At 68.5% G+C, this 21591-nt stretch carries 18 protein-coding genes; 16 read left to right on the forward strand and 2 right to left on the reverse strand.

Translation table 11 applies throughout. From position 1 onward, the window contains the following. Positions 1 to 2 precede the first annotated feature (2 nt). Together G6N09_RS16595 and G6N09_RS16600 are read right to left on the reverse strand one after the other, a co-directional pair. Positions 3 to 659: an LppM family (lipo)protein gene (locus G6N09_RS16595; protein ID WP_165756577.1), complete on the reverse strand. Its 657-nt coding sequence runs from the start codon at positions 657 to 659 to the stop codon at positions 3 to 5. A 157-nt stretch (positions 660 to 816) separates the two neighbouring features. Next, a complete protein-coding gene (locus tag G6N09_RS16600; RefSeq protein ID WP_163752840.1) occupies positions 817 to 1434 on the reverse strand; it encodes a GNAT family N-acetyltransferase in 618 nt (205 codons plus the stop codon). A gap of 239 nt (positions 1435 to 1673) precedes the next feature. Between G6N09_RS16600 and G6N09_RS16605 the strand changes: the two genes are divergently transcribed. The 16 genes from G6N09_RS16605 (at position 1674) to G6N09_RS16680 (ending at position 21539) form a co-directional block, all read left to right on the forward strand. Further along, the gene (locus tag G6N09_RS16605) at positions 1674 to 2078 is read left to right on the forward strand and encodes an SCO2097 family morphological protein (RefSeq protein ID WP_083025193.1); all 405 of its coding nucleotides are present in this window, start codon (positions 1674 to 1676) and stop codon (positions 2076 to 2078) included. A 326-nt stretch (positions 2079 to 2404) separates the two neighbouring features. Then, positions 2405 to 2836, forward strand: a complete 432-nt coding sequence (gene mraZ, locus G6N09_RS16610; RefSeq protein WP_024440488.1) for a division/cell wall cluster transcriptional repressor MraZ — start codon at positions 2405 to 2407, stop codon at positions 2834 to 2836. Next, positions 2811 to 4037 (forward strand): 16S rRNA (cytosine(1402)-N(4))-methyltransferase RsmH, encoded by a 1227-nt coding sequence (rsmH, locus tag G6N09_RS16615; RefSeq protein WP_083025191.1) that lies wholly within the window; start codon positions 2811 to 2813, stop codon positions 4035 to 4037. The genes mraZ and rsmH overlap by 26 nt, the downstream gene beginning before the upstream one ends. Then, the gene (locus G6N09_RS16620; protein ID WP_407662623.1) at positions 4034 to 5152 is read left to right on the forward strand and encodes a cell division protein FtsL; all 1119 of its coding nucleotides are present in this window, start codon (positions 4034 to 4036) and stop codon (positions 5150 to 5152) included. The genes rsmH and G6N09_RS16620 overlap by 4 nt, the downstream gene beginning before the upstream one ends. Then, positions 5149 to 7164, forward strand: coding sequence for a peptidoglycan D,D-transpeptidase FtsI family protein (locus G6N09_RS16625; protein ID WP_083025187.1), 2016 nt, complete (start codon positions 5149 to 5151; stop codon positions 7162 to 7164). The genes G6N09_RS16620 and G6N09_RS16625 overlap by 4 nt, the downstream gene beginning before the upstream one ends. A gap of 568 nt (positions 7165 to 7732) precedes the next feature. Continuing rightward, on the forward strand, positions 7733 to 9286 hold the full coding sequence (locus G6N09_RS16630; protein ID WP_083025325.1) for a UDP-N-acetylmuramoyl-L-alanyl-D-glutamate--2,6-diaminopimelate ligase: 1554 nt from the start codon (positions 7733 to 7735) through the stop codon (positions 9284 to 9286). Beyond that, positions 9283 to 10791, forward strand: a complete 1509-nt coding sequence (locus tag G6N09_RS16635; RefSeq protein ID WP_083025178.1) for a UDP-N-acetylmuramoyl-tripeptide--D-alanyl-D-alanine ligase — start codon at positions 9283 to 9285, stop codon at positions 10789 to 10791. Before G6N09_RS16630 ends, G6N09_RS16635 begins: the two co-directional genes overlap by 4 nt. Then, positions 10788 to 11867: a phospho-N-acetylmuramoyl-pentapeptide-transferase gene (gene mraY, locus G6N09_RS16640; RefSeq protein WP_083025176.1), complete on the forward strand. Its 1080-nt coding sequence runs from the start codon at positions 10788 to 10790 to the stop codon at positions 11865 to 11867. The genes G6N09_RS16635 and mraY overlap by 4 nt, the downstream gene beginning before the upstream one ends. Position 11868: 1 nt before the next feature. Next, on the forward strand, positions 11869 to 13353 hold the full coding sequence (murD, locus tag G6N09_RS16645) for a UDP-N-acetylmuramoyl-L-alanine--D-glutamate ligase (protein WP_179959850.1): 1485 nt from the start codon (positions 11869 to 11871) through the stop codon (positions 13351 to 13353). Then, positions 13353 to 14879 carry a putative lipid II flippase FtsW gene (gene ftsW / locus G6N09_RS16650; RefSeq protein WP_407662698.1) on the forward strand — a complete coding sequence of 509 codons (1527 nt, stop codon included), beginning with the start codon at positions 13353 to 13355 and terminating at the stop codon, positions 14877 to 14879. Before murD ends, ftsW begins: the two co-directional genes overlap by 1 nt. A gap of 3 nt (positions 14880 to 14882) precedes the next feature. Beyond that, positions 14883 to 16028 carry an undecaprenyldiphospho-muramoylpentapeptide beta-N-acetylglucosaminyltransferase gene (gene murG, locus G6N09_RS16655; protein ID WP_083025171.1) on the forward strand — a complete coding sequence of 382 codons (1146 nt, stop codon included), beginning with the start codon at positions 14883 to 14885 and terminating at the stop codon, positions 16026 to 16028. 61 nt (positions 16029 to 16089) lie between these two features. Continuing rightward, entirely contained in the window at positions 16090 to 17574 is a 1485-nt protein-coding gene (murC, locus tag G6N09_RS16660) for a UDP-N-acetylmuramate--L-alanine ligase (RefSeq protein WP_083025168.1), read from the forward strand. Further along, a complete protein-coding gene (locus G6N09_RS16665; protein WP_272937505.1) occupies positions 17571 to 18569 on the forward strand; it encodes a cell division protein FtsQ/DivIB in 999 nt (332 codons plus the stop codon). The genes murC and G6N09_RS16665 overlap by 4 nt, the downstream gene beginning before the upstream one ends. 211 nt (positions 18570 to 18780) lie before the next feature. Beyond that, the gene (ftsZ, locus tag G6N09_RS16670) at positions 18781 to 19944 is read left to right on the forward strand and encodes a cell division protein FtsZ (RefSeq protein ID WP_083025165.1); all 1164 of its coding nucleotides are present in this window, start codon (positions 18781 to 18783) and stop codon (positions 19942 to 19944) included. A gap of 63 nt (positions 19945 to 20007) precedes the next feature. Beyond that, positions 20008 to 20715: a peptidoglycan editing factor PgeF gene (gene pgeF / locus G6N09_RS16675; RefSeq protein WP_083025163.1), complete on the forward strand. Its 708-nt coding sequence runs from the start codon at positions 20008 to 20010 to the stop codon at positions 20713 to 20715. A gap of 155 nt (positions 20716 to 20870) precedes the next feature. Next, on the forward strand, positions 20871 to 21539 hold the full coding sequence (locus G6N09_RS16680) for a cell division protein SepF (protein WP_083025160.1): 669 nt from the start codon (positions 20871 to 20873) through the stop codon (positions 21537 to 21539). Positions 21540 to 21591 lie beyond the last annotated feature (52 nt).

Consider the following 21591-nt stretch of genomic DNA (forward strand, 5'->3'; position numbering starts at 1 on the left):
GCTCAGCCGGCGTTGTCGTCGGGCGTGCTGAACCGCGGTGAGCGGTCCCGGCCGTACCAGGCCAGCGCCGCGACCGCTCCGGCCGCGGCGAACGTCGACAGGATCAGCCACAGGGCCGCGTGGGCGAAGGCGCGCGTGCTGGGGTCGGTGTAGCGGGCCTGGGCGTTCATGGTGCTCACCACGCCGGGCTTCAGCCGCCACCGGACCGTGTCGGCGCCAATGCGTTCACCGTTGGTGGAGGTCACCTCGCCGGGGAACGACACACTCAACTCGACATCGGACTCCGGGTCGTTGAGCGTGGTGAGATCGACCCGGCCTTCCAGGATCACCAGGTTGCCGGCACGGCGCAGCGACAGGTCCACGCCGGCTGCGTCGCGATGCATTTCGGCCAGTTGCGGCAGTTCGGCGAAGGTCAGGTCGGAGAACACCGCCTGGGAGCCCACGTAGCCGTCTCTGCTGTAGTTCGAGACCGCGACTTTTTGGGGAAAAGGTAGGTCGGCGCTGAGCTTGGGCCCGGTGTCGTTGTCGTTGCGCGGTTTGGCCGCCACGATGACCTGGCCGGAGACCTGATCGTTAGGGGAGACGGTGATGGTGGCCCGGATGCGCACGCACCCGGCCAACGGTGCCGTGACGAGAAGCAGTGCGAGTACCGCCACCATGCGGCGGTAGCCGTGCAAGCGGCCGACTCGTCGGGAAACGGGCTCCGCTACGGGCCCCCGAGCGAGTCCCCGAACGGGCCAAAGCGAACGCCGAAGATGCACGACGTCATCGTGCCAGACCCGGCGGCCGCAGCGACGACGACGCGGCGCTTGGCGGCTACAACGGCAGTGGTCGGCCCAGGATGGCGAAGGGGCGGGGATCGCCGGCGAAGTGATGACCGCGGATGACGTCGATGAAACCCAGTCGCCGGTACAACCGCCAGGCGCGGTTTCCTTCGCCGTTGGTCTCCGGGGTGGACAGCAACACGCCTGCCTCCGGGCGGCCTGCCAGCAGCCGTCGCGCCAACGCCTCCCCGACGCCGCTGCCCTGTGCATGCGGCGCCACATGCAGTTCGGTGAGCTCGAAGTAGCTGTTCGTCGCCCGTGCGATGTCTGCAGGGGGCATACCGCGCCGCTGCATGCCCAACACCACCTGCTGTTGCCACCACTGGTCGGGGCCGCCGCTGTAGCCATAGGCCACCCCGAGCAGTCCGGCGTTGCCCACTTCCGCAGGACTCGTGGTCTGCTCGACGATCTCGCCGATGCCGCCGGCATCGCCATTCCCGAAGGCGGCCACCGCACGCCAGCCGTTGCGGCGGGTGTGATCGAGCCACATGGCGGCGCGCTGACTCTCGGTCCCCGGGGGATAGCCCATCGCGGTGACGTAGACACGCAGCGCCTCACCCAAGTGGTCTGCCATCTCTCGTGGCGACAGATCGCGGAGGAAGGTCACCAACGTGCGGGTTCCTTTCCAAAGAAGTGTGGCGTTGCCCGAGTGTCTGCCGGTCCATTATCCGGGTCCGGCCTGCGGCGTCGGCCGTTGTTGATCCACATTGCCCGACCGCCGCTACAATCGGCTGGTGAAGCCTGTGGTACGGCGCAGGCCCACCTCGTATTATCAATGTGAGTTGCCCGCAACAGTCCGTATACCGCCGTGGGCAGTGATGATGAGCGGCCGTCGGCAAGGAGGGACGAATGCCACTCTCCGATCATGAACAGCGCATGCTCGACGAGATCGAGAGCGCGCTTTACGCCGAGGACCCCAAGTTCGCGTCCAGCGTTCGGGGTGGCGCACTGCGTACCCCCACCACCCGTCGGCGGGTGCAGGGAATGACCCTGTTCGTGTCCGGTCTCGTGATGCTGGTCTCCGGCATCCCGTTCTACGCGACCACCAGTAATCCCGGATTCCTGATCCTGAGCGTGCTCGGCTTTGTGGTGATGTTCGGCGGGGTGGTGTTCGCCATCACCGGCAACCATGTCCCCGCCGGTAAAGACGGTGCGGCCAAGCAGGGCGGGAACGCGCAGCGCCGCGTCAAGGGCGGCAGCGGTACCTTCTCCAGTCGCATGGAGGACCGATTCCGTCGCCGGTTCGAGCCTTAGGCCGAGTCGACGGCACGTGTGATGTGAAAGGGCAGCCCACGGGCTGCCCTTTTTCGTGCGCGCGACACGGTCGGTGACAGGGCCTGACTCTGCGTGTCGGGCCGCGGAGCGCACCGTGCTCGCGTGTGCCCCCACCTCTCCCCACTTCGCCGCTACCGGCTGTGAACTGCTGTTTTAGCCTCCCTCTGGTGGGTTGCCGCCCTGCGTAGACGGCAAAAACGGGTCGATGGTGGGGCATAGGGGTGGAACCGGCCTAAGAAATGGTGCGTAGTGGGGGATTGTGGGGTATCGTGGGCTGACGACGTCGAGAGTGTGGGAGGTAGCCGATGTTCCTCGGCACCTACACGCCCAAGCTCGACGACAAGGGGCGGCTGACACTGCCCGCCAAGTTTCGGGATGCACTGGCAGGAGGGTTGATGGTCACCAAGAGTCAGGACCACAGCCTGGCCGTGTATCCCCGGGCGGAGTTCGAGCAGTTGGCCCGCCGGGCGGCCAAGGCTTCGCGTAGCAACCCGGACGCGCGAGCATTCCTGCGCAACCTGGCTGCGGCCACCGACGAACAGCACCCCGACGCCCAGGGCCGGATCACCTTGTCGCCCGATCACCGTCGCTACGCCAACCTCTCCAAGGAGTGCGTGGTCATCGGCTCGGTCGACTACCTGGAGATCTGGGACGCACAGGCCTGGAGCGACTACCAGCAGACGCACGAAGAGAACTTCTCCGCGGCCAGCGATGAAGCACTCAGCGACATCATCTGAGGCGCACGCCCGTGCCTCGTGGCCTCTGTCCGAACCGACCCTGACGTACTTCCCCAACGTCAGGTTCGCGCCGTCGGGCAGGGACCTCGAGGCAAGGGTCTGCGGGCGAGCCGCTCGCCGACAGTCCGGCCGATCGAGCCGGATGCAGGCCGCGTCTCATGCAATTCACTGGCCGCAACAGGGAGGTGTTGCTGTGGCCGAGCAGGGCGAATTCGGACATGTACCGGTTCTGCTGGACCGCTGTGTGGAGCTGTTGGCCCCGGCGCTGACTCGGCGATCGCCCGACGGACGAGGCGCCACGCTGGTCGATGCCACCCTGGGCGCCGGTGGCCACACCGAGCGGTTCCTCACCGAGTTCCCCGGTCTGCGCGTCATCGGCTTGGATCGTGACACCACTGCACTGGACATCGCCGGCACCCGGTTGGCCCGGTTCGGTGATCGACTGCACCCGGTGCGAACCCGCTATGACGGCATCACCGCGGCGCTGGCCGAATCAGGCTTGGGCGCAACCGGATCGGTCGACGGCGTGTTGTTCGACCTGGGCGTGTCGTCGATGCAGCTCGACCGGGTCGAACGCGGATTCTCCTATGCCCAGGACGCGCCGCTGGATATGCGGATGGACCCGCAGGCCGAGCTGACGGCTGCAGAAATCGTGAACACCTACGACGCAGCGGCACTGACCGACATCCTGCGCCGCTTCGGTGAGGAGCGTTTCGCGTCACGGATCGCCTCCTACATCGTGCGCCGCCGGGCGCAGACGCCGTTCACCTCGACCGGAGAACTGACGGAGCTGCTCTACCAGGCGATTCCGGCGCCGGCGCGGCGCACCGGAGGCCACCCGGCCAAGCGCACGTTTCAGGCGCTGCGGATCGCGGTCAACGGTGAGCTGGATTCGTTGCGGGCTGCTTTGCCTGCGGCACTGGACGCCGTGTCGGTGGGCGGACGTGTGGTGGTGATGGCCTACCAGTCGTTGGAGGACCGGATCGTCAAGCAGCTGTTCGCTGCCGCGACCGCGTCGCGTACGCCGGTCGGGCTGCCAGTCGAATTGCCCGGCGACGAAGCGAAGTTCACGACCCTGACTCGGGGGGCTGAGCGGGCCGAGGCGGATGAGGTCGAGCGCAATCCGCGGGCGGGTTCGGTCCGGCTGCGTGCCGTCGAGCGTGTTCATGCTGGGGCGATCGTGGCATCGAGGGGGAAGTGATGGCGACCAAGCGCACACCCGCGGCGGGGCAGGGCGACCGCCGTCGCAGCCCCGACGGCACAACGCGCACCAGCCCGCGGCGTGCCAACGAGACGGCACAGGCCCGGGGCTCTCGGCGACAGCGGGGCAGCACACCCACCCCGGGGCGCGAGTCTCGGCCGCGGTCTGGCCCGTTGAAGACGGCACCGCTTCGCCCCGATGCCCGGCCGGTGCCGGCTAAGAGCACCAAACAGGCCAAGGCTCGCGCCAAGGCGCGGAAAGCCAAGGCTCCAAAAGTTGTACGTGTTCCCCTGCGCGAACGCCTGATCGCCAAGCTGGCTTCGGTCGACCTGCGTCCGCGCACGCTGGCGGCCAAGGTTCCGTTTGTGGTGCTGATCATCGGTGCATTGGCCGTAGGGCTGGGAATCACGTTGTGGCTGTCGACCGATGCCGCTGAGCGGTCATATCAGTTGGGCGGCATCAGGGAGCGCAACCGCGTCCTTCTCCAGCAGAAGGAAGCACTTGAGCGGGACGTGCTTACCGCAGAGTCCGCGCCCGCGCTGGCCGAGGCGGCCCGCGAACTGGGCATGATTCCGAGCCGGGACACCGCGCATCTGGTTCAGGACCCGGTCGGCAACTGGGTTGTCGTCGGGGTGCCCAAGCCGGCCGAGGGAATGCCGCCGCCGCCGCTGAACACCAAATTGCCCGACGATGCGGCACCTCCGGCTGAGGTTCCGGTGCGCCTGCCGCCGACCGCGCCCAAACTGGACACCCGGCATCTGCCCGCCGCGGTTCCACCGGCTCCGGCAGTGCCCGGCGCGCCGCTGGTCCTGCCGGGCCAGCCCGGCGCTCCCGGTATACCGATGGCCGGACCATTGCCTGGCCCCAGCGCGCAGGACATCCCCCTGCTGGCACCGCATCCTGGAGGCATCCCGCCCGCCGCAGTGCCGCCCGGGCTGGTAGTGCCACCGGAGACAGTTCCCGCCCCTGAGGGATCCGGACTGCCGGCGACCGTCTTGCCGCCGGCCGCGGTGGTGCCGCCGGCGGTGGTGCCGCCCGAGACCGTGCTGCGGCCGCAACTCCTGTTGCCACCGGACGCCGCGGGCGCCCCGACGGTTCCCGGGGCCGCGCGATGACACGGACCGAGCGGGGAACCGGACCGGCACGTCGCGCCGACAGTTCGGCCACGGCCGACAGGCGAAAGACCCGCCGCGCTGCCACCCCGCCGGCCAAAATGGCCAAAAAGACCAAGGCCGCCAAGCCTGGAAAAACCCCGAAAGTGACTCCGGAAGAAGGGCATTCGGCCCGCGATCGCCGTACCCGGCAGGCCACCGAGATGGGCCTGCGCAGCGCCTCATTCGTCTTCCGGCATCGCACCGGCAATGCGGTCATCTTCCTGGTGCTGGCCTTGTCGGCGGCGCAGCTCTTCTACCTCCAGGTCCCTCGGGCATCCGGGCTGCGGGCCGAGGCCGCCGGACAACTCAAGGTCACCGACATCCAGCAGGCCATGCGCGGCGACATCATCGACCGCACCGGGGACAAGCTCGCCTTCACCATCGAGGCCCGAGCGCTGTCCTTCCAGCCGGTCAAGATCGGCAAGCAGCTCGCCGACGCCAAGAAGAAGGACCCGTCGGCCCCCGATCCGCAGCTGCGGCTGCAGGAGATCGCCAAAGAGATCTCCACGCGGCTCGGCAATAAGCCGGACTCCGCTGCTCTGCTGAAGAAGTTGCGCAGCAACGAGACGTTCGTCTATCTCGCTCGTGCCGTGGACCCCGCGGTGGCGGAGCAGATCATCGAGAAATGCCCGGAGGTCGGCAGCGAGCGTCAAGACCTGCGGCAATATCCGGGCGGCTCCTTGGCCGCCAACATCATCGGTGGCATCGACTGGGACGGCCACGGCCTGCTGGGCCTGGAGGACTCGATGGACGCGGTGCTGGCCGGAACGGACGGCTCGGTCACCTACGACCGCGGCTCGGACGGCGTGGTGATCCCGGGCAGCTATCGCAACCGCCACAAGGCCGTCAACGGATCGACCATCCAGCTCACCCTCGACGACGACATTCAGTTCTACGTGCAGCAGCAGGTGCAGCAGGCCAAGAACGTCACCGGCGCACACGACGTCACCGCCGTGGTGCTGGACGCGCACAGCGGTGAGGTGCTCGCGATGGCCGGCGACAACACCTTCGACCCCTCCCAGGACGTCGGACGCCAGGAGGACCGCCAGCTCGGCAACCTGGCGGTGTCCTCTCCGTTCGAACCGGGCTCAGTGAACAAGATCATCACCGCCGCCTCGGTCATCGAATACGGCCTGGGCCACCCCGACGAGGTTCTGCAGGTGCCCGGCTCGATCAATATCGCCGACGTCACCGTCGGCGACGCCTGGGAGCACGGTGTCGCGCCCTACACCATGACCGGCGTCTTCGGTAAGTCCTCCAACGTCGGGACCCTCATGCTGGCACAGCGGGTAGGACCCGAGCGCTGGTTCGACATGGCAGAGAAGTTCGGGCTCGGCCAGCGCACCGGCGTGGCACTTCCCGGTGAGAGCGCCGGTCTGCTTCCGCCGGTGGACCAATGGTCCGGCAGCTCCTTCGCCAACTTGCCTATCGGCCAGGGCCTTTCGATGACACTGCTGCAGATGACGGGGATGTATCAGGCCATCGCCAACGACGGTTTGCGAGTTCCGCCGCGGATCATCAAAGCGACCGTCGCCGCCGACGGCAGCCGCACCGAGGAGCCTCGCCCCGAAGGCGTTCGGGTGGTCTCGGAGCAGACCGCGGCGACCGTGCGCAACATGCTGCGTTCAGTGGTGCAGCGTGATCCGACCGGTGTTCAGCAGGGCACCGGCTGGCAGGCCGCCGTCGACGGCTACCAGGTCGCCGGAAAGACCGGCACGGCACAGCAGATCAACCCGGCCTGCGGTTGCTATTACAACGACGTCTACTGGATCACCTTTGCCGGGATAGCGCCGGCGGACAATCCGCGCTACGTCATCGGCCTGATGATGAATAACCCGCACCGCGCTGCCGACGGCTCGCCCGGTACCTCGGCGGCTCCGCTCTTCCACAACATCGCCGGATGGTTGTTGCAACGTCACAACGTGCCGTTGTCGCCCGACCCCGGGCCGCCGCTGGTGCTGCAGGCGATGTAGCCGAAAACCGGTGCTCGCGGACTCACCCGTGCGTTTGTATCCGCAGATAAAGGCGTGAATTCGCCATTTCCGCGGTCGTCGGGTGGTTATCGTTCGGACAACGCCGCGACATAGGGGATCACGGCGCCGAAAAGAAAGGGTCGATCATGGCCCGAACAACAATTGCGATGCGTTACACAATTCCGGCGTACCTGGCCCTGATGGCGGGGATCCTCGCTGGTGGGCTGGTTGCGATGCCCACTGCGAGTGACCTTCATGCCAGCGGCTGTTTCATGACAAAAGACGGCAACTGCGAGGACGTTCCGGACCCGACCCAATATGGTTGCCCGCCCGGGGATTTCCAATGCATGTTTGACGCGAAGCTCGGCAAGAGGCCGCCCGGCTCTGAGAGCTGAGCGCGCGGGTCGGGCGTCATGGGCGAGAGGCGATCCACCGCATCGCCCCGCTCCGACCGCCGCTGCGGCTGTGACGCGCCGTCGGCCAAGCCCGATCGCCTGCGCCGCGGTCACCGTCCGCCTAGGTAGTCTCAGGGCCGATCTTGACGACCCGGCCGCAGCGGATGGAGGTGATGGCGGTGCCTGCTGCTCTGCGCCCCGATGTCGGCACGGGTACCCCGCTGCGTACCTTGGCGGGCCAGATCGGCGCGGTCGCCGTCACCGGCGACGTGGTGCCGGAACTGCCGATCATCGGCCTGACCCTACGTGCCCAGGATGTGCGGCCCGGCGACCTGTTCGCGGCGCTCCCCGGCGCCACCACCCACGGCGCACGGTTCGTCGGCGATGCCATCGCCCGGGGTGCAGCGGCAGTGCTGTCCGACGGTGCGGGTGTTGCCGAGATCGGCGACAGCGCAGCCGTGTCCGGTACTCCCGTGCTGGTTCACCCGGATCCGCGGTCCGTGCTCGGCGGACTGGCGGCCCAGATCTACGGACATCCCAGCGATCGGCTCACTGTTATCGGCATCACCGGGACGTCCGGCAAGACCACCACCACGTACCTGGTCGAGGCGGGACTGCGGTCGGCGGGCCGCTCCGTCGGCCTGATCGGCACGGTCGGCGTACGCATTGACGGTGTCGACCTGCCCAGCGCACTGACCACCCCGGAGGCGCCGGCCCTGCAGGCACTGCTGGCGGTGATGGCGCAGCGGGGCGTGGACACCGTGGTGATGGAGGTGTCGAGCCACGCCCTGACGTTGGGGCGCGTCGACGGCATTCGGTTTGCCGTGGGTGCCTTCACCAACTTGTCCCGCGATCATCTGGACTTCCACCCCACGATGGCCGACTATTTCGAGGCTAAGGCCCGGTTGTTCGACCCGGCCTCGCCGCTGCATGCCGCGCGGTCGGTGATCTGTGTGGATGACGACGCCGGCGCGGCAATGGCGGCGCGGGCGGCGGAACCGATCACTGTGAGTGCTTCGCGCCGTCCGGCCGACTGGGCTCTGGAACAGTCCAGCGCGGGGGACTCTGGCGGGCGGGAATTCTTGGCCGTCGACCCCGCAGGGGTGCATCACCCGGTCGGAATAGCCCTTCCGGGTGACTACAATGTTGCGAATTGTCTTGTTGCACTGGCTATTTTAGACAGCGTCGGCGTTTCCCCCGAGCAGGCGGCGCCTGGTCTGCGTCAGGCGCGAGTGCCGGGACGGATGGAACCGATCGAGCGTGGCCAAGGGTTTCTGGCCTTGGTCGACTACGCGCACAAGCCGGGGGCGCTGGCAGCGGTGCTGGCGACCCTGCGCCAGGAGTTGCGCGACACTCCAGGGCGTCTGGCCGTGGTGTTCGGTGCCGGCGGTGACCGCGACCACGGTAAACGTGAGCCCATGGGGCGGATCGCCGCCGACGCGGCCGACCTGGTCGTGGTGACCGACGACAATCCGCGAGGCGAAGACCCCGCCGACATTCGCCGGGCCGTCCTGGCCGGCGCCGCGGCCGGTAGCGCGCAGGTGGTCGAGATCGGTGACCGGCGGGCGGCGATCGAGCACGCGGTTCGCTGGGCTCGGCCCGGTGATGTGGTGCTGATCGCGGGCAAGGGGCACGAGTCCGGCCAAACCGCAGCGGGCCACACCCACCCGTTCGACGACCGGGTGGAGTTGGCCCAAGCCCTGGAAGCGCGCGAGGAGCACCGATGATTGCGCTGAGCGTCGCGCAGGTCGCCGAGATCGTCGGTGGCCGGCTTGCCGACATCACCCCGGAGCAGGCCGAGAACAGCTTGATCACGGGCACAGTGGAATTCGACTCGCGCCAGATCGGCCCCGGTTCGTTGTTTCTGGCGCTGCCCGGTGCTCGGGCCGACGGCCATGATCACGCGGCATCGGCGGTGGCCGCTGGGGCGGTGGCGGTGCTGGCCGCTCGCCCGGTGGGAGTCCCGGCGATCGTCGTAAGCCCAGCCGATCCGGTCTTGTCCGACAGCCGCACCGGTGCCCTGGAACATGATGACGCGGTCGGCTCGGGCGCCGCCGTGCTCGCCGCGCTGGCCAAACTCGCCGCCGCGGTGTCGGCGGCGCTGGTCGCCAAGGGACTGACGATCGTCGGCGTCACCGGGTCGTCGGGGAAGACCTCCACGAAGGACCTGATCGCCACGGTGCTGGCGCCGCTGGGCGAGGTGGTGGCACCGCCCGGGTCGTTCAACAACGAACTGGGCCACCCGTGGACGGTGCTGCGGGCCGACGAGAACACCGACTATCTGGTGCTGGAGCTGTCGGCACGGCATCGCGGCAACATCGCCGCGCTGGCAGCCATCGCCCGCCCTCAGATCGCGGTGGTACTCAACGTCGGTACGGCGCACCTGGGAGAGTTCGGCTCCCACGAGGCTATCGCCGAGACCAAAGCCGAGCTAGCACAAGCGGTTCCGGAATCCGGTGTGGTGATCCTCAACGCCGACGACGCGGCGGTGGCCGCGATGGCAACCAAGACTGTTGCTCGGGTGGTGCGAGTCAGCCGCGCAACGTCCGCCGACGTGTGGGCCGGGCCGGTGGCGCTCGACGAGCTGGCTCGTCCGCGGTTCACCCTGCACGCGGGCACCGGCGAATCCGAGGTGCGCCTCGGGGTCTCCGGTGACCACCAGGTGGGTAACGCGCTGTGCGCCGCCGCGGTGGCACTGGAATGCGGCGCCACGCCCCAACAGGTGGCTGACGCCCTGGCCGGGACCGGACCGGCTTCGCGACACCGGATGCAAGTCAGCACCCGGGCCGACGGGGTGACCGTGATCGATGACTCCTACAACGCCAACCCGGACTCGATGCGGGCGGCGCTGCAGGCGCTGGCCTGGATCGCGCGCGGCGAGAATCCGGGGGCCAAACGGCGCAGTTGGGCGGTGCTGGGGGAGATGGCCGAGTTGGGGGAGGACGCGATATCTGAGCATGACCGCATCGGACGGCTCGCAGTGCGCTTAGATGTCTCTCGTCTCATTGTCGTCGGAGTAGGGAGATCGATGGGCGCGATGCTGCATGGCGCGGTCATGGAGGGATCCTGGGGTTCCGAAGCCACCGCGGTACCCGACGTCGACGCTGCCCTGGACCTGTTGCGCGCCGAACTGGAGTCCGGCGACGTGGTTTTGGTCAAGGCATCGAACTCCGCCGGGCTGACCGCGTTGGCGCAGGCGCTGAACAGCGAAGAGCCAGGAGATCGCCGATGATAATGATCCTCATCGCGGCCGGTGTCGCTCTGCTGGTCGCGATCCTGCTGACCCCGGTGCTGATCCGGGTGTTCACCAAACAGGGATTCGGGCAAGAGATCCGCGAGGACGGCCCGGCCAGCCACCAGCGCAAGCGCGGTACTCCGTCGATGGGTGGAGTGGCCATTGTGGCCGGCATCTGGGCGGGATACCTGACCGCCGAACTGGCCGGCCTGGTGTTCTACGGAACCGGGCCGACGGCGTCGGGCCTGCTGGTCCTGGGTCTGGCCACCGCGCTGGGCGGTGTGGGCTTCGTCGATGACCTGATCAAGATCCGCCGGTCACGCAACCTCGGTCTGAACAAGACTGCCAAGACCATCGGCCAAGTCACCGCGGCGACTTTGTTCGGTCTGCTGGTGCTGTGTTTCCGCAACGGGTCCGGGCTGACCCCCGGCAGCCTGCAGTTGTCCTACGTGCGGGACATCGCCACTGTCACGCTGCCCGCGGCGGTTTTCGTGCTGTTCGTGATCGTGATCGTCAGCGCGTGGTCCAACGCGGTCAACTTCACTGACGGCTTGGACGGCCTGGCCGCCGGATCCATGGCGATGGTCAGTGCCGCCTATGTGCTGATCACCGTGATGCAGCACCGCAACGCCTGTGCGATCGCACCGGGCCTGGGCTGCTACAACGTGCGCGACCCGCTGGACCTGGCGCTGATCGCCGCCGCGACCGCGGGCGCCTGCATCGGGTTCCTGTGGTGGAATGCCGCCCCGGCCAAGATCTTCATGGGCGACACCGGCTCGCTGGCGCTGGGCGGCGTGATCGCCGGGATGTCGATCACCACCCGCACCGAGATCCTTGCGGTGGTGCTGGGCGGGCTGTTCGTCGCCGAGATCACCTCGGTGGTGGTCCAGATCCTGGCCTTCCGCAGCACCGGCCGCCGAGTGTTCCGAATGGCGCCGTTCCATCACCACTTCGAGTTGGCCGGCTGGGCTGAGACCACCGTCATCATCCGGTTCTGGCTGCTCACAGCCATTGCCTGTGGTTTGGGTGTCTCGATGTTCTACGGCGAGTGGTTCACCGCCGTAGGTGGCTGAGGTGTCTGGCGTAGCGGGCCCGCCCGGATTGGCCCTGCTCTCGGGCGAAGCGCGGGTCTTGGTGGCTGGGGCCGGGATCACCGGCCGGGCCATCGTGACCGCGTTGGCGCCGTTCGGGCTGGATGTGACGCTGTGCGACGACAACCCCGCGGCGCTGCGTGCCTATCCCGACGTGACCACCTGCCCCCCGCACCAGGCTGCGGCACGCATCAGCGACTACGCGCTGGTGATCACGAGTCCCGGCTTTGGGCCGGAGACTCCGGTGCTGGCCGCTGCGGCGTCGGCAGGGGTACCGATCTGGGGCGACGTGGAATTGGCCTGGCGGCTCGATGCCGCCGGCCACTACGGACCGCCGCGGCGCTGGCTGGTGGTGACTGGCACCAACGGCAAGACCACCACCACCTCGATGCTGTACGCGATGCTGGTGGCTGCGGGCCGCAGCGCCCAGTTGTGCGGCAATATCGGCAGCCCGGTACTTGAGGTCCTGGGACCGCCGCATGAATCCGAACTGCTGGCCGTCGAGCTGTCCAGTTTCCAGCTGCATTGGGCTCCCTCGTTGCGCCCGGAGGCCGGTGCGGTGCTCAACGTCGCCGAGGATCACCTGGACTGGCACGGCAGCATGGCCGCTTACACCGCGGACAAGGCTCGCGCGTTGGCCGGACGGGTGGCGGTGGTCGGGATGGACGATGCCCATGCCGCGGCGTTGCGCGATGCCGCGCCCGCGCCTACCAAGGTGGGCTTTCGGCTGGGGCACCCGGCGCCGGGTGAGCTTGGCGTCATCGACGGCATGCTGGTCGACCGGGCCTTCGGCGACACCCTGGCGCTGGCATCGGCGGCGTCGATCCCGGTGCCGGGGTCCGTGGGGGTGCTCAACTCGTTGGCGGCCGCCGCGCTGGCCCGCAGTGTCGATGTTGCCCCGGAGGCGATCGCTGCCGCGCTGGAATCGTTCCAGGTGGGCCGCCACCGCGCCGAACTGGTCGTCGTCGATGCCGGCGTCCGCTACGTTGACGACTCCAAGGCCACTAATCCCCATGCCGCTGAGGCCTCGGTGCTGGCCTATCCGCGGGTGGTCTGGGTGGCCGGCGGATTGCTCAAGGGCGCCTCGATCGAGCCGACGGTCGCCAGAATCGCCGGGCATCTGGCTGGGGCGGTGCTGATCGGCCGCGATCGCGGAGAGGTTGCCAAGGCGTTATCACGACACGCGCCGGATGTCCCCGTCGTCCACGTTGTGACGGGCGAGGATATTGATATGGGTGATACTGCTGTGTCTCCAGTTACTCATGTGAGGCGAGTGACTGACGGGCTGGACGAGACGCTGGGTTCGCGGGTGATGACCGCGGTGGTGGCCGCCGCCCGCGAGCTGGCCCGGCCCGGTGACACGGTGCTGCTGGCTCCGGCGGGAGCGTCCTTCGACCAGTTCGCCGGCTATGGCGCCCGGGGCGACGCGTTCGCCGACGCCGCCCGCGCCGCGGCGGGATCGGTGTGATCGCCATCCTGGCCCGGCTGCGGCGGGATGCCGGAGCCGCCGACGGCGCCGCAGCCGACGAGGCCACCACGGACAAGCCCGCCAAGACCGAGCCGCGCACCCGGTTCGGTGCCTGGTTGGGCCGCCCGATGACCTCGTTTCATCTGATCGTCGCGGTGGCGGCGCTGCTGACCACGCTCGGCCTGATCATGGTCCTGTCCGCATCCGGGGTGGAGTCCTACGGCGTCGACGGATCTGCCTGGCGGATCTTCGGCAAGCAAGTCATGTGGACGTTGATCGGGCTGATCGGCTGCTATGTGGCGTTGCGGATATCGGTCCGGTTCATGCGCCGGATGGCTTTTGCCGGTTTCGCGTTCACCATCGTGCTGCTGGTGCTGGTGCTGATCCCAGGCATCGGTACGTTGTCCAACGGTTCTCGCGGCTGGTTCGTCATCGCCGGCTTCTCCATGCAGCCCTCGGAGCTGGCCAAGATCGCCTTTGTGATCTGGGGCGCGCACCTGTTGGCGAGCCGGCGCATGGAGCGGGCGTCGCTGAGCGAGATGCTGGTCCCGCTGGTACCGGCCGCCGTGGTCGCGCTGGTTCTGATTGTCGCCCAGCCCGACCTGGGACAGACGGTGTCGCTGGGCATCATCCTGCTGTCGCTGTTGTGGTACGCAGGCCTGCCGTTGCGGGTGTTCCTTACGTCGCTGACGGCCATCGTCGCCGCGGCCGCGATCATGGCGGTGACCGAGGGCTACCGCTCTGACCGGGTGCGGTCCTGGCTGGACCCCGACGCCGACCTGCAGGGCGCCGGTTACCAGGCGCGGCAGGCGAAGTTCGCCCTGGCCAACGGAGGCATCTTCGGTGACGGCCTGGGACAGGGCACCGCGAAATGGAATTACCTACCCAACGCCCACAACGACTTCATCTTCGCGATCATCGGCGAGGAACTCGGCTTCATCGGCGGGTTCGGACTGCTGGCGCTGTTCGGGCTGTTTGCCTACACGGGCATGCGGATCGCCAAGCGCTCCGCCGACCCGTTCCTGCGACTGTTGACCGCCGCCACCACGATGTGGGTGATCGGGCAGTCGTTCATCAACGTCGGGTACGTGATCGGGCTGCTGCCGGTTACCGGAATCCAGCTGCCGTTGATATCTGCAGGCGGAACATCCACGGCAACAACACTTTTCATGATCGGTATCATGGCCAATGCGGCCCGGCACGAGCCGGAGGCGGTGGCGGCGCTGCGGGCGGGCCAGGACGACCGGATGAACCGGATCCTGCGGCTTCCCTTGCCGGAGCCGTACTCGCCGACCCGCCTTGAAGCGCTGCGCGACCGGCTGAGGTCACGCCCGCAGCAGGGGGCGCGGCCGCGTAGTGGGACACGGCCACCGGCTCGATCCAGCCGCCAAGGAGCAGCCGCCCAGCCCACGGCACGGGCAGCGAGTCACCGCGCAGGGAGCGCAGGGCAAAATGGAGGCGGCCGGCGTCACGCCGGGGCGCGTCCGACCGGCGGGCGCGTACGCGCATTGGAAGGTCAGCGATAGGCGGTGAACGACTCGGTCATTAAGCCGGACCGCGGTGCGCCACTCTCGGTTGTTCTCGCCGGCGGCGGCACGGCCGGCCACGTTGAGCCCGCGATGGCCGTCGCCGACGCGCTGCGCGCGCTGGATCCCGACGTCCGAATCACCGCGCTGGGTACGGCCCGCGGCCTGGAGACCCGGCTGGTGCCTGCCCGCGGCTACGACCTGCAGTTGATCACCCCGGTGCCGTTGCCCCGCAAGCTCAACGCCGATCTGGTCCGGCTGCCGGTGCGGGTGCTGCGCGCTGTCCGGGAGACCCGGTCGGTCTTGCGCGACGTGCGCGCCGACGTGGTGATCGGCTTTGGCGGTTACGTTGCGCTGCCGGCCTACCTGGCCGCTCGGGGCCTGGGGTCGCGGCGTGTTCCTGTCGTTATTCACGAGGCCAACGCGCGCGCCGGCCTGGCCAACCGGGTGGGTGCGCGCGGTGCGCAGCGGGTGCTCTCGGCCGTCGCCGACTGTGGACTGGCTCGACCCGAGGTGGTCGGCGTACCGGTCCGGGCAGCCATCACCACTTTGGACCGGTCAGCGTTGCGTGCGGCGGCTCGCGCCGAGTTCGGCTTCGCCGACGACGCCCGGGTGCTGCTGGTCTTCGGTGGTTCCCAGGGCGCCCGGTCGATCAATCAGGCGGTCGCCGGGGCAGCTAAACAGCTTGCCGCCGCTGGTATTTCGGTCCTGCATGCGCACGGCCCGAAGAACACCCTGGACCTGCCGGAAACTGCTGCCAGTGACCCGCCCTATCTGGCAGTGCCCTATCTGGACCGGATGGACCTGGCCTACGCGGCCGCAGACCTGGCGATCTGCCGGTCGGGGGCGATGACGGTCGCCGAGGTGTCGGCGGTCGGGCTTCCCGCGGTCTACGTCCCGCTGCCGATCGGCAATGGTGAGCAGCGCCTCAACGCGCTGCCCGTGGTCAACGCCGGTGGCGGCATCCTGGTCGAGGACGCGGCCCTGACGCCGGATTTTGTGGCCGACACGGTCGCTGGGCTGCTCACCGACACCGCCCGGCTGGCCGCGATGACAAGCGCCGCGGTGCTGGCTGGACATCCGGAGGCGGCCCGACGGGTGGCTTCCGTCGCGCTGGACGTCGCGAGCGCAGCGAGGGGCGGCCAGTGAGCGGCATGAGTACGGTCGCGCTGGACGTCGCGAGCGCAGCGAGGGGCGGCCAGTGAGCGGCATGAGCGCTTCGCAACTGCCGCCGGAGCTGAGCCGGGTGCACATGGTCGGTATCGGCGGAGCAGGGATGTCGGGCATCGCCCGGATCCTGCTGGATCGCGGTGGCCTGGTCTCGGGTTCGGACGCCAAGGAGTCCCGCGGTATCCACGCATTACGAGCCCGCGGCGCGCAGGTGCGCATCGGTCATGACGCGTCGGCCCTGGACCTGTTGCCCGGTGGGGTCACCACGGTGGTCACCACGCACGCGGCGATCCCCAAGACCAATCCCGAACTCGTCGAGGCCCGGCGACGCGGCATTCCGGTGGTATTGCGACCGGCGGTGCTGGCGAAGCTGATGGCGGGTCGCACCACGCTGATGGTCACCGGCACCCATGGCAAGACGACCACGACGTCCATGCTGGTGGTCGCCCTGCAGCGCTGCGGACTGGATCCGTCCTTCGCCGTCGGCGGCGAATTGGGTTCTGCCGGTTCCGAAGCCGGCACCAATGCACACCACGGCAGCGGGCCACTGTTTGTTGCCGAAGCCGACGAGAGCGACGGCTCGCTGTTGGAATACACCCCCAATGTCGCGGTGGTGACCAACATCGAGGCTGATCACTTGGACTTCTTCGGCAGCGAGCAGGCCTACACGCAGGTGTTCGATGCGTTCGTCGAGCGCATCGCGCCGGGTGGGGCAGCGGTGATCTGTGTCGATGATCCTGGCGGCGCCGAGTTGGCGGACCGCACTGCGGCACAGGGCATTCGGGTGTTGCGCTATGGAAGCGAAGGAACCGGGACCGCCCCACTCGACGGCGTGCTGGCCAGTTGGGAACAGCGGGGCACCGGTGCGCTCGCCGAGGTAGCACTGCTCGGCAGTGGCGAGCGCCGCTCCATGCGACTCTCGGTTCCCGGACGGCACATGGCCCTCAACGCGCTCGGCGCGCTGCTGGCCGCGGTCGAGGTCGGCGCGCCGCTGGAGGGGGTGCTCGACGGATTGGCCGGATTCGACGGGGTGCGCCGCCGGTTCGAACTGGTCGGCTCGGCCGGCTCCACCGGGTCGGTGCAGGTCTTCGACGATTACGCCCACCATCCCACCGAGATCACGGCCACGTTGACCGCGGTCCGAGCCTTGCTCGACGAGCGGGGTACCGGGCGCAGCCTGGTCGTGTTCCAACCGCATCTGTATTCGCGCACCCAGGAGTTCGCCACGGAGTTCGGCCGGTCCCTGGACCGCGCCGACGAGGTCTTCGTCCTAGACGTCTACGGTGCGCGTGAGCAGCCCTTGCCCGGGGTGAGTGGGGCCAGCGTCGCCGAACACGTCAGCGTGCCCGTGCACTACCTGCCGGACTTTTCTGCCGTTCCCGAGGCAGTCGCGGCGGCGGCCGGTCCCGGCGACGTGATCGTCACCATGGGTGCCGGTGACGTGACCGTATTGGGCCCGGAGATCGTCACCGCGCTGCGAGCGCGGGCCGATCGGAGCGCTCCCGGCCACCCGGGCGTGCTGTGAGCGTGCCGCCCGAGAGCACCGAGGACCCCGAAATCGTCGGGGACACTCCTGACGGCGAGGCCGCTTCGGCGCCGCCGACGGATGCCGCAGAGGCTGTAGCAGGCGTTGCGTCCGCCGAGGAAGAGTCGACCGAGGAAGAGCCCGCCGGCGAAGGGTCGGCGGAGGGCGAGCCTGCCGAGGAGGAGGGCCCGCGTCGGCGGGCTCGTCGGGAACGCGCGGAGCGGCGCGCGGCGCAAGCGCGCGCCGAGGCCATCGAACAGGCCCGCAGGGACGCCAAGCGGCGGCTGCGTGCGGGGTCCACTGAGCCACCCAAAGGCGTTCCCCGGGGCACCATCAGGGGCCTGAAGATAGTGCTGGCCGCCTTCCTGGCGGCTGCGCTCGTAGTCGGGATCGGGCTGATCCTCTACTTCACGCCGCTGATGTCGGTTCGCGAATTCGAGGTCACCGGGATCGTCGCGGTGACTCGCGAGGAAGTGTTGGACGTGGCGCGGGTGCAGTCCGGGACGCCGCTGCTGCAGATTGACACCGGCAGCGTGGCCGAGCGGGTGGCGACCATCCGGCGGGTGGCGAGCACCCGGGTTCAGCGGCAGTATCCCTCGGCGCTCGGGATTGAGATCGTCGAGCGGATCCCGGTGGTGTACAAGGATTACCCCGACGGCCCGCACCTGTTCGACCGTGACGGTGTCGACTTCGCGACGGGTGCGCCGCCGTCGATGCTGCCGTTCTTCGACGTGGAGAATCCTGCCCCGGCCGATCCGCCGACGATGGCGGCTTTGCAGGTGATGACCGCTTTGGCTCCCGACGTCGCTGGGCAGATCAGCCGGGTGGCGGCTCCATCGGTGTCGTCGATCACGTTGACGCTGGCCGACGGCCGGGTGGTGGTGTGGGGCAATACCGACCGCACCGCGGAGAAGGCCCAGAAGTTGGCGGCCCTGCTGACCCAGCCGGGCCACACCTATGACGTGTCGAGCCCGGATCTGCCCACCGTTCGGTAGGGCGGCCGCAGGAAAATTCGCGCGGCGTGTCTCGGCGCGTCGGCGCCGCGGACGACCGAGCCGGCCCTACTGTGGCGGTTGCACGGAACAACTTGACATAACTCTAAGCCTTTGGTTGAGGTTGAAGGTTTAACCGAAGGCAGTTCGGCGAGTTTCGCGTCAAGCCCGGCCCCAGAGAGGACTCCAATCCCACCAGGGAGGAAGACGAACGATGACCCCACCGCACAACTATCTGGCCGTCATCAAAGTCGTGGGTATCGGTGGTGGCGGCGTCAATGCCGTCAACCGGATGATCGAGCAGGGGCTCAAGGGCGTCGAGTTCATCGCGATCAACACCGACGCACAGGCATTGCTGATGAGCGACGCCGACGTCAAGCTCGACGTCGGCCGTGAATCCACCCGCGGCCTCGGCGCCGGCGCCGACCCCGAAGTGGGTCGTCGGGCTGCTGAAGACGCCAAGGACGAGATCGAGGAGCTGCTGCGCGGCGCCGACATGGTGTTCGTCACCGCCGGCGAGGGTGGCGGTACCGGCACCGGCGGCGCTCCGGTGGTGGCCACCATCGCCCGCAAGCTCGGTGCGCTGACCGTCGGCGTGGTCACCCGGCCGTTCTCCTTCGAGGGCAAGCGGCGTGGCAACCAGGCGGAGCTGGGCATAGCTGCCCTGCGCGAGAGCTGCGACACCCTGATCGTGATCCCCAACGACCGGCTGCTGCAGATGGGCGACGCCCAGGTCTCGCTGATGGATGCGTTCCGCAGTGCCGACGAGGTGCTGCTCAACGGTGTCCAGGGCATCACCGACCTGATCACCACCCCCGGATTGATCAACGTCGACTTCGCCGACGTCAAGGGCATCATGAGCGGCGCAGGCACGGCGTTGATGGGCATCGGGTCGGCCCGCGGCGACGGTCGGGCGCTCAAGGCCGCCGAGATCGCGATCAACTCGCCGCTGCTGGAGGCCTCGATGGAGGGCGCCCAGGGCGTGCTGATGTCGGTCGCCGGCGGCAGCGACCTGGGCCTGTTTGAGATCAACGAGGCGGCATCGCTGGTTCAGGACGCCGCGCACCCCGAAGCCAACATCATCTTCGGCACTGTGATCGACGACTCGCTCGGCGATGAGGTGCGGGTGACGGTGATTGCGGCGGGCTTTGACTCCGCGGGCTCCGGCCGCAAGCCGGTTACCGGTGCCTCCAGTGCGGCCCGGCATGCCATGGCGCCCGGACAGGCCGGCAAGGTGACCTCGTCGTTGTTCGACCCGGTGGATGCGGTCGGTGTTCCCCCCGCCACCAACGGGGCAACGGTCAGCGTGGGCGGTCGCAACGGCGACGACGGCGTCGATGACGACGACGTGGACGTTCCGCCGTTCATGCGGCACTGAGCTGATGGCGCTGGCCCGCGTCGCCCGGCTTCGCCGCGCTAGCGACCACCGCTGGCTCGCCCCGTGACTTTTCGCGTCCGGCGGGTGAGCACCACCCGCGCCGGTGGTGTGTCGAAGGCACCGTTCGACAGCTTCAACCTCGGCGATCATGTCGGTGATGACCCTGCCGCGGTAGCGGCCAACCGTGCCCGGCTGGCCAAGGCCACCGGTCTGGGGGCTGACCGTCTGGTCTGGATGAACCAGGTGCATGGCGATCATGTGGTGAGGGTCGATGAACCACGCGCGAGTGTGGTCGAAGAGACCGATGCACTGGTGACCACCGTGCCCCGGCTGGCCATGGTGGTGGTGACCGCCGACTGCGTTCCGGTGCTGATGGCCGACGCGCGCGCGGGGGTGGTCGCTGCGGTGCATGCCGGCCGGGTCGGCGCGCAGCACGGCGTGGTCGTTCGGGCACTGGAAACCATGCTCGCGGCCGGCGCCCGGGTGGGCGACGTCTCGGTTTTGCTGGGCCCGGCGGTGAGCGGGTTGCACTATGAGGTGCCCGCCGCGATGGCCGACGAGGTCGAGGCAGCCCTGCCCGGCAGTCGCACCGTCACGTCTGCGGGCACGCCCGGGTTAGACCTGCGCGCCGGAATCGCACGTCAACTAAGGGAATTGGGCGTGGCGGCCATCGATGCCGACCCGCGTTGCACCGCTGCGGATCCGAAGCTGTTCAGTCACCGCCGGGACGGGCTTACCGGCCGGCTGGCATCGGTTATCTGGCTGGAATGAGCCGGCGGTAAAGGTCGCTGGCAGGGGCGGGTGAAACCGGTGGGAGGTGTCCGCGTGTCGGTGCCACGCCATCACGCTCGCTGCCGTTACCGTCACCGTTATTAGTCACTTCAGTCACACCTTCATCACAGTCATCAGCCTAGAAGGGTCCAAGGATGAGCACACTCCACAAGGTCAAGGCCTACTTCGGGATGGCTCCAATGGAGGACTACGACGACGACTACTACGAAGACGGCGACGACCGTGCCGGGTCACGTGACTACGCACCTCGGCCCGAGCGATTCGGCGAGGATGTCTTCGACCGCGTCGCCGGCCGCGCGGAGAGCCGCTATGACGAGCGTTTCGAGGACCGTGACTATGACGACGCCCCGGCCGGCTACCGCGGCGGCTATGAGGATGACCCCCGCGAGCCCCGGTACCGGGGCCGTGAGTTCGAACGTCCTCGTGACTTCGAGCGCCGGTTCTCCTCGCTGCGCGGTTCCACCCGCGGCGCCCTCGCGATGGAGCCGCGCCGGATGGCCCAGATGTTCGATGAGAGCAGCCCGCTGTCGAAGATCACCACGCTGCGGCCGAAGGACTACAGCGAGGCGCGCACCATCGGGGAGCGATTCCGCGACGGCACCCCGGTGATCATGGACCTGGTCTCGATGGACAACGCAGACGCCAAGCGACTGGTCGACTTTGCCGCGGGCCTGGCCTTCGCTCTGCGGGGTTCCTTCGACAAGGTCGCCACCAAGGTGTTTCTGCTGTCGCCGGCCGACGTCGACGTGTCGCCGGAGGAGCGCCGCCGCATCGCCGAGACCGGCTTCTACGCGTATCGGTAGGCTGGAAGGGCAGTCGAGCCGGTCAGCGCTGCTGATGCGGGCCCACCCTCGT

The organism is Mycolicibacter minnesotensis, assembly GCF_010731755.1.
GTDB lineage: Bacteria > Actinomycetota > Actinomycetes > Mycobacteriales > Mycobacteriaceae > Mycobacterium > Mycobacterium minnesotense.

What these genes read in the sequence shown, in the direction of transcription:
- G6N09_RS16605 (WP_083025193.1), top strand. Translation starts at nt 1,674, where the DNA reads ATGCCACTCTCCGATCATGAACAGCGCATGCTCGACGAGATCGAGAGC.
- murC (WP_083025168.1), top strand. Translation starts at nt 16,090, where the DNA reads ATGAGCGCTTCGCAACTGCCGCCGGAGCTGAGCCGGGTGCACATGGTC.
- ftsZ (WP_083025165.1), top strand. Translation starts at nt 18,781, where the DNA reads ATGACCCCACCGCACAACTATCTGGCCGTCATCAAAGTCGTGGGTATC.
- G6N09_RS16630 (WP_083025325.1), top strand. Translation starts at nt 7,733, where the DNA reads ATGGCGGTGCCTGCTGCTCTGCGCCCCGATGTCGGCACGGGTACCCCG.
- mraZ (WP_024440488.1), top strand. Translation starts at nt 2,405, where the DNA reads ATGTTCCTCGGCACCTACACGCCCAAGCTCGACGACAAGGGGCGGCTG.
- G6N09_RS16625 (WP_083025187.1), top strand. Translation starts at nt 5,149, where the DNA reads ATGACACGGACCGAGCGGGGAACCGGACCGGCACGTCGCGCCGACAGT.
- mraY (WP_083025176.1), top strand. Translation starts at nt 10,788, where the DNA reads ATGATAATGATCCTCATCGCGGCCGGTGTCGCTCTGCTGGTCGCGATC.
- G6N09_RS16635 (WP_083025178.1), top strand. Translation starts at nt 9,283, where the DNA reads ATGATTGCGCTGAGCGTCGCGCAGGTCGCCGAGATCGTCGGTGGCCGG.
- rsmH (WP_083025191.1), top strand. Translation starts at nt 2,811, where the DNA reads ATGAAGCACTCAGCGACATCATCTGAGGCGCACGCCCGTGCCTCGTGG.
- G6N09_RS16680 (WP_083025160.1), top strand. Translation starts at nt 20,871, where the DNA reads ATGAGCACACTCCACAAGGTCAAGGCCTACTTCGGGATGGCTCCAATG.
- G6N09_RS16595 (WP_165756577.1), bottom strand. Translation starts at nt 659, where the DNA reads ATGGTGGCGGTACTCGCACTGCTTCTCGTCACGGCACCGTTGGCCGGG.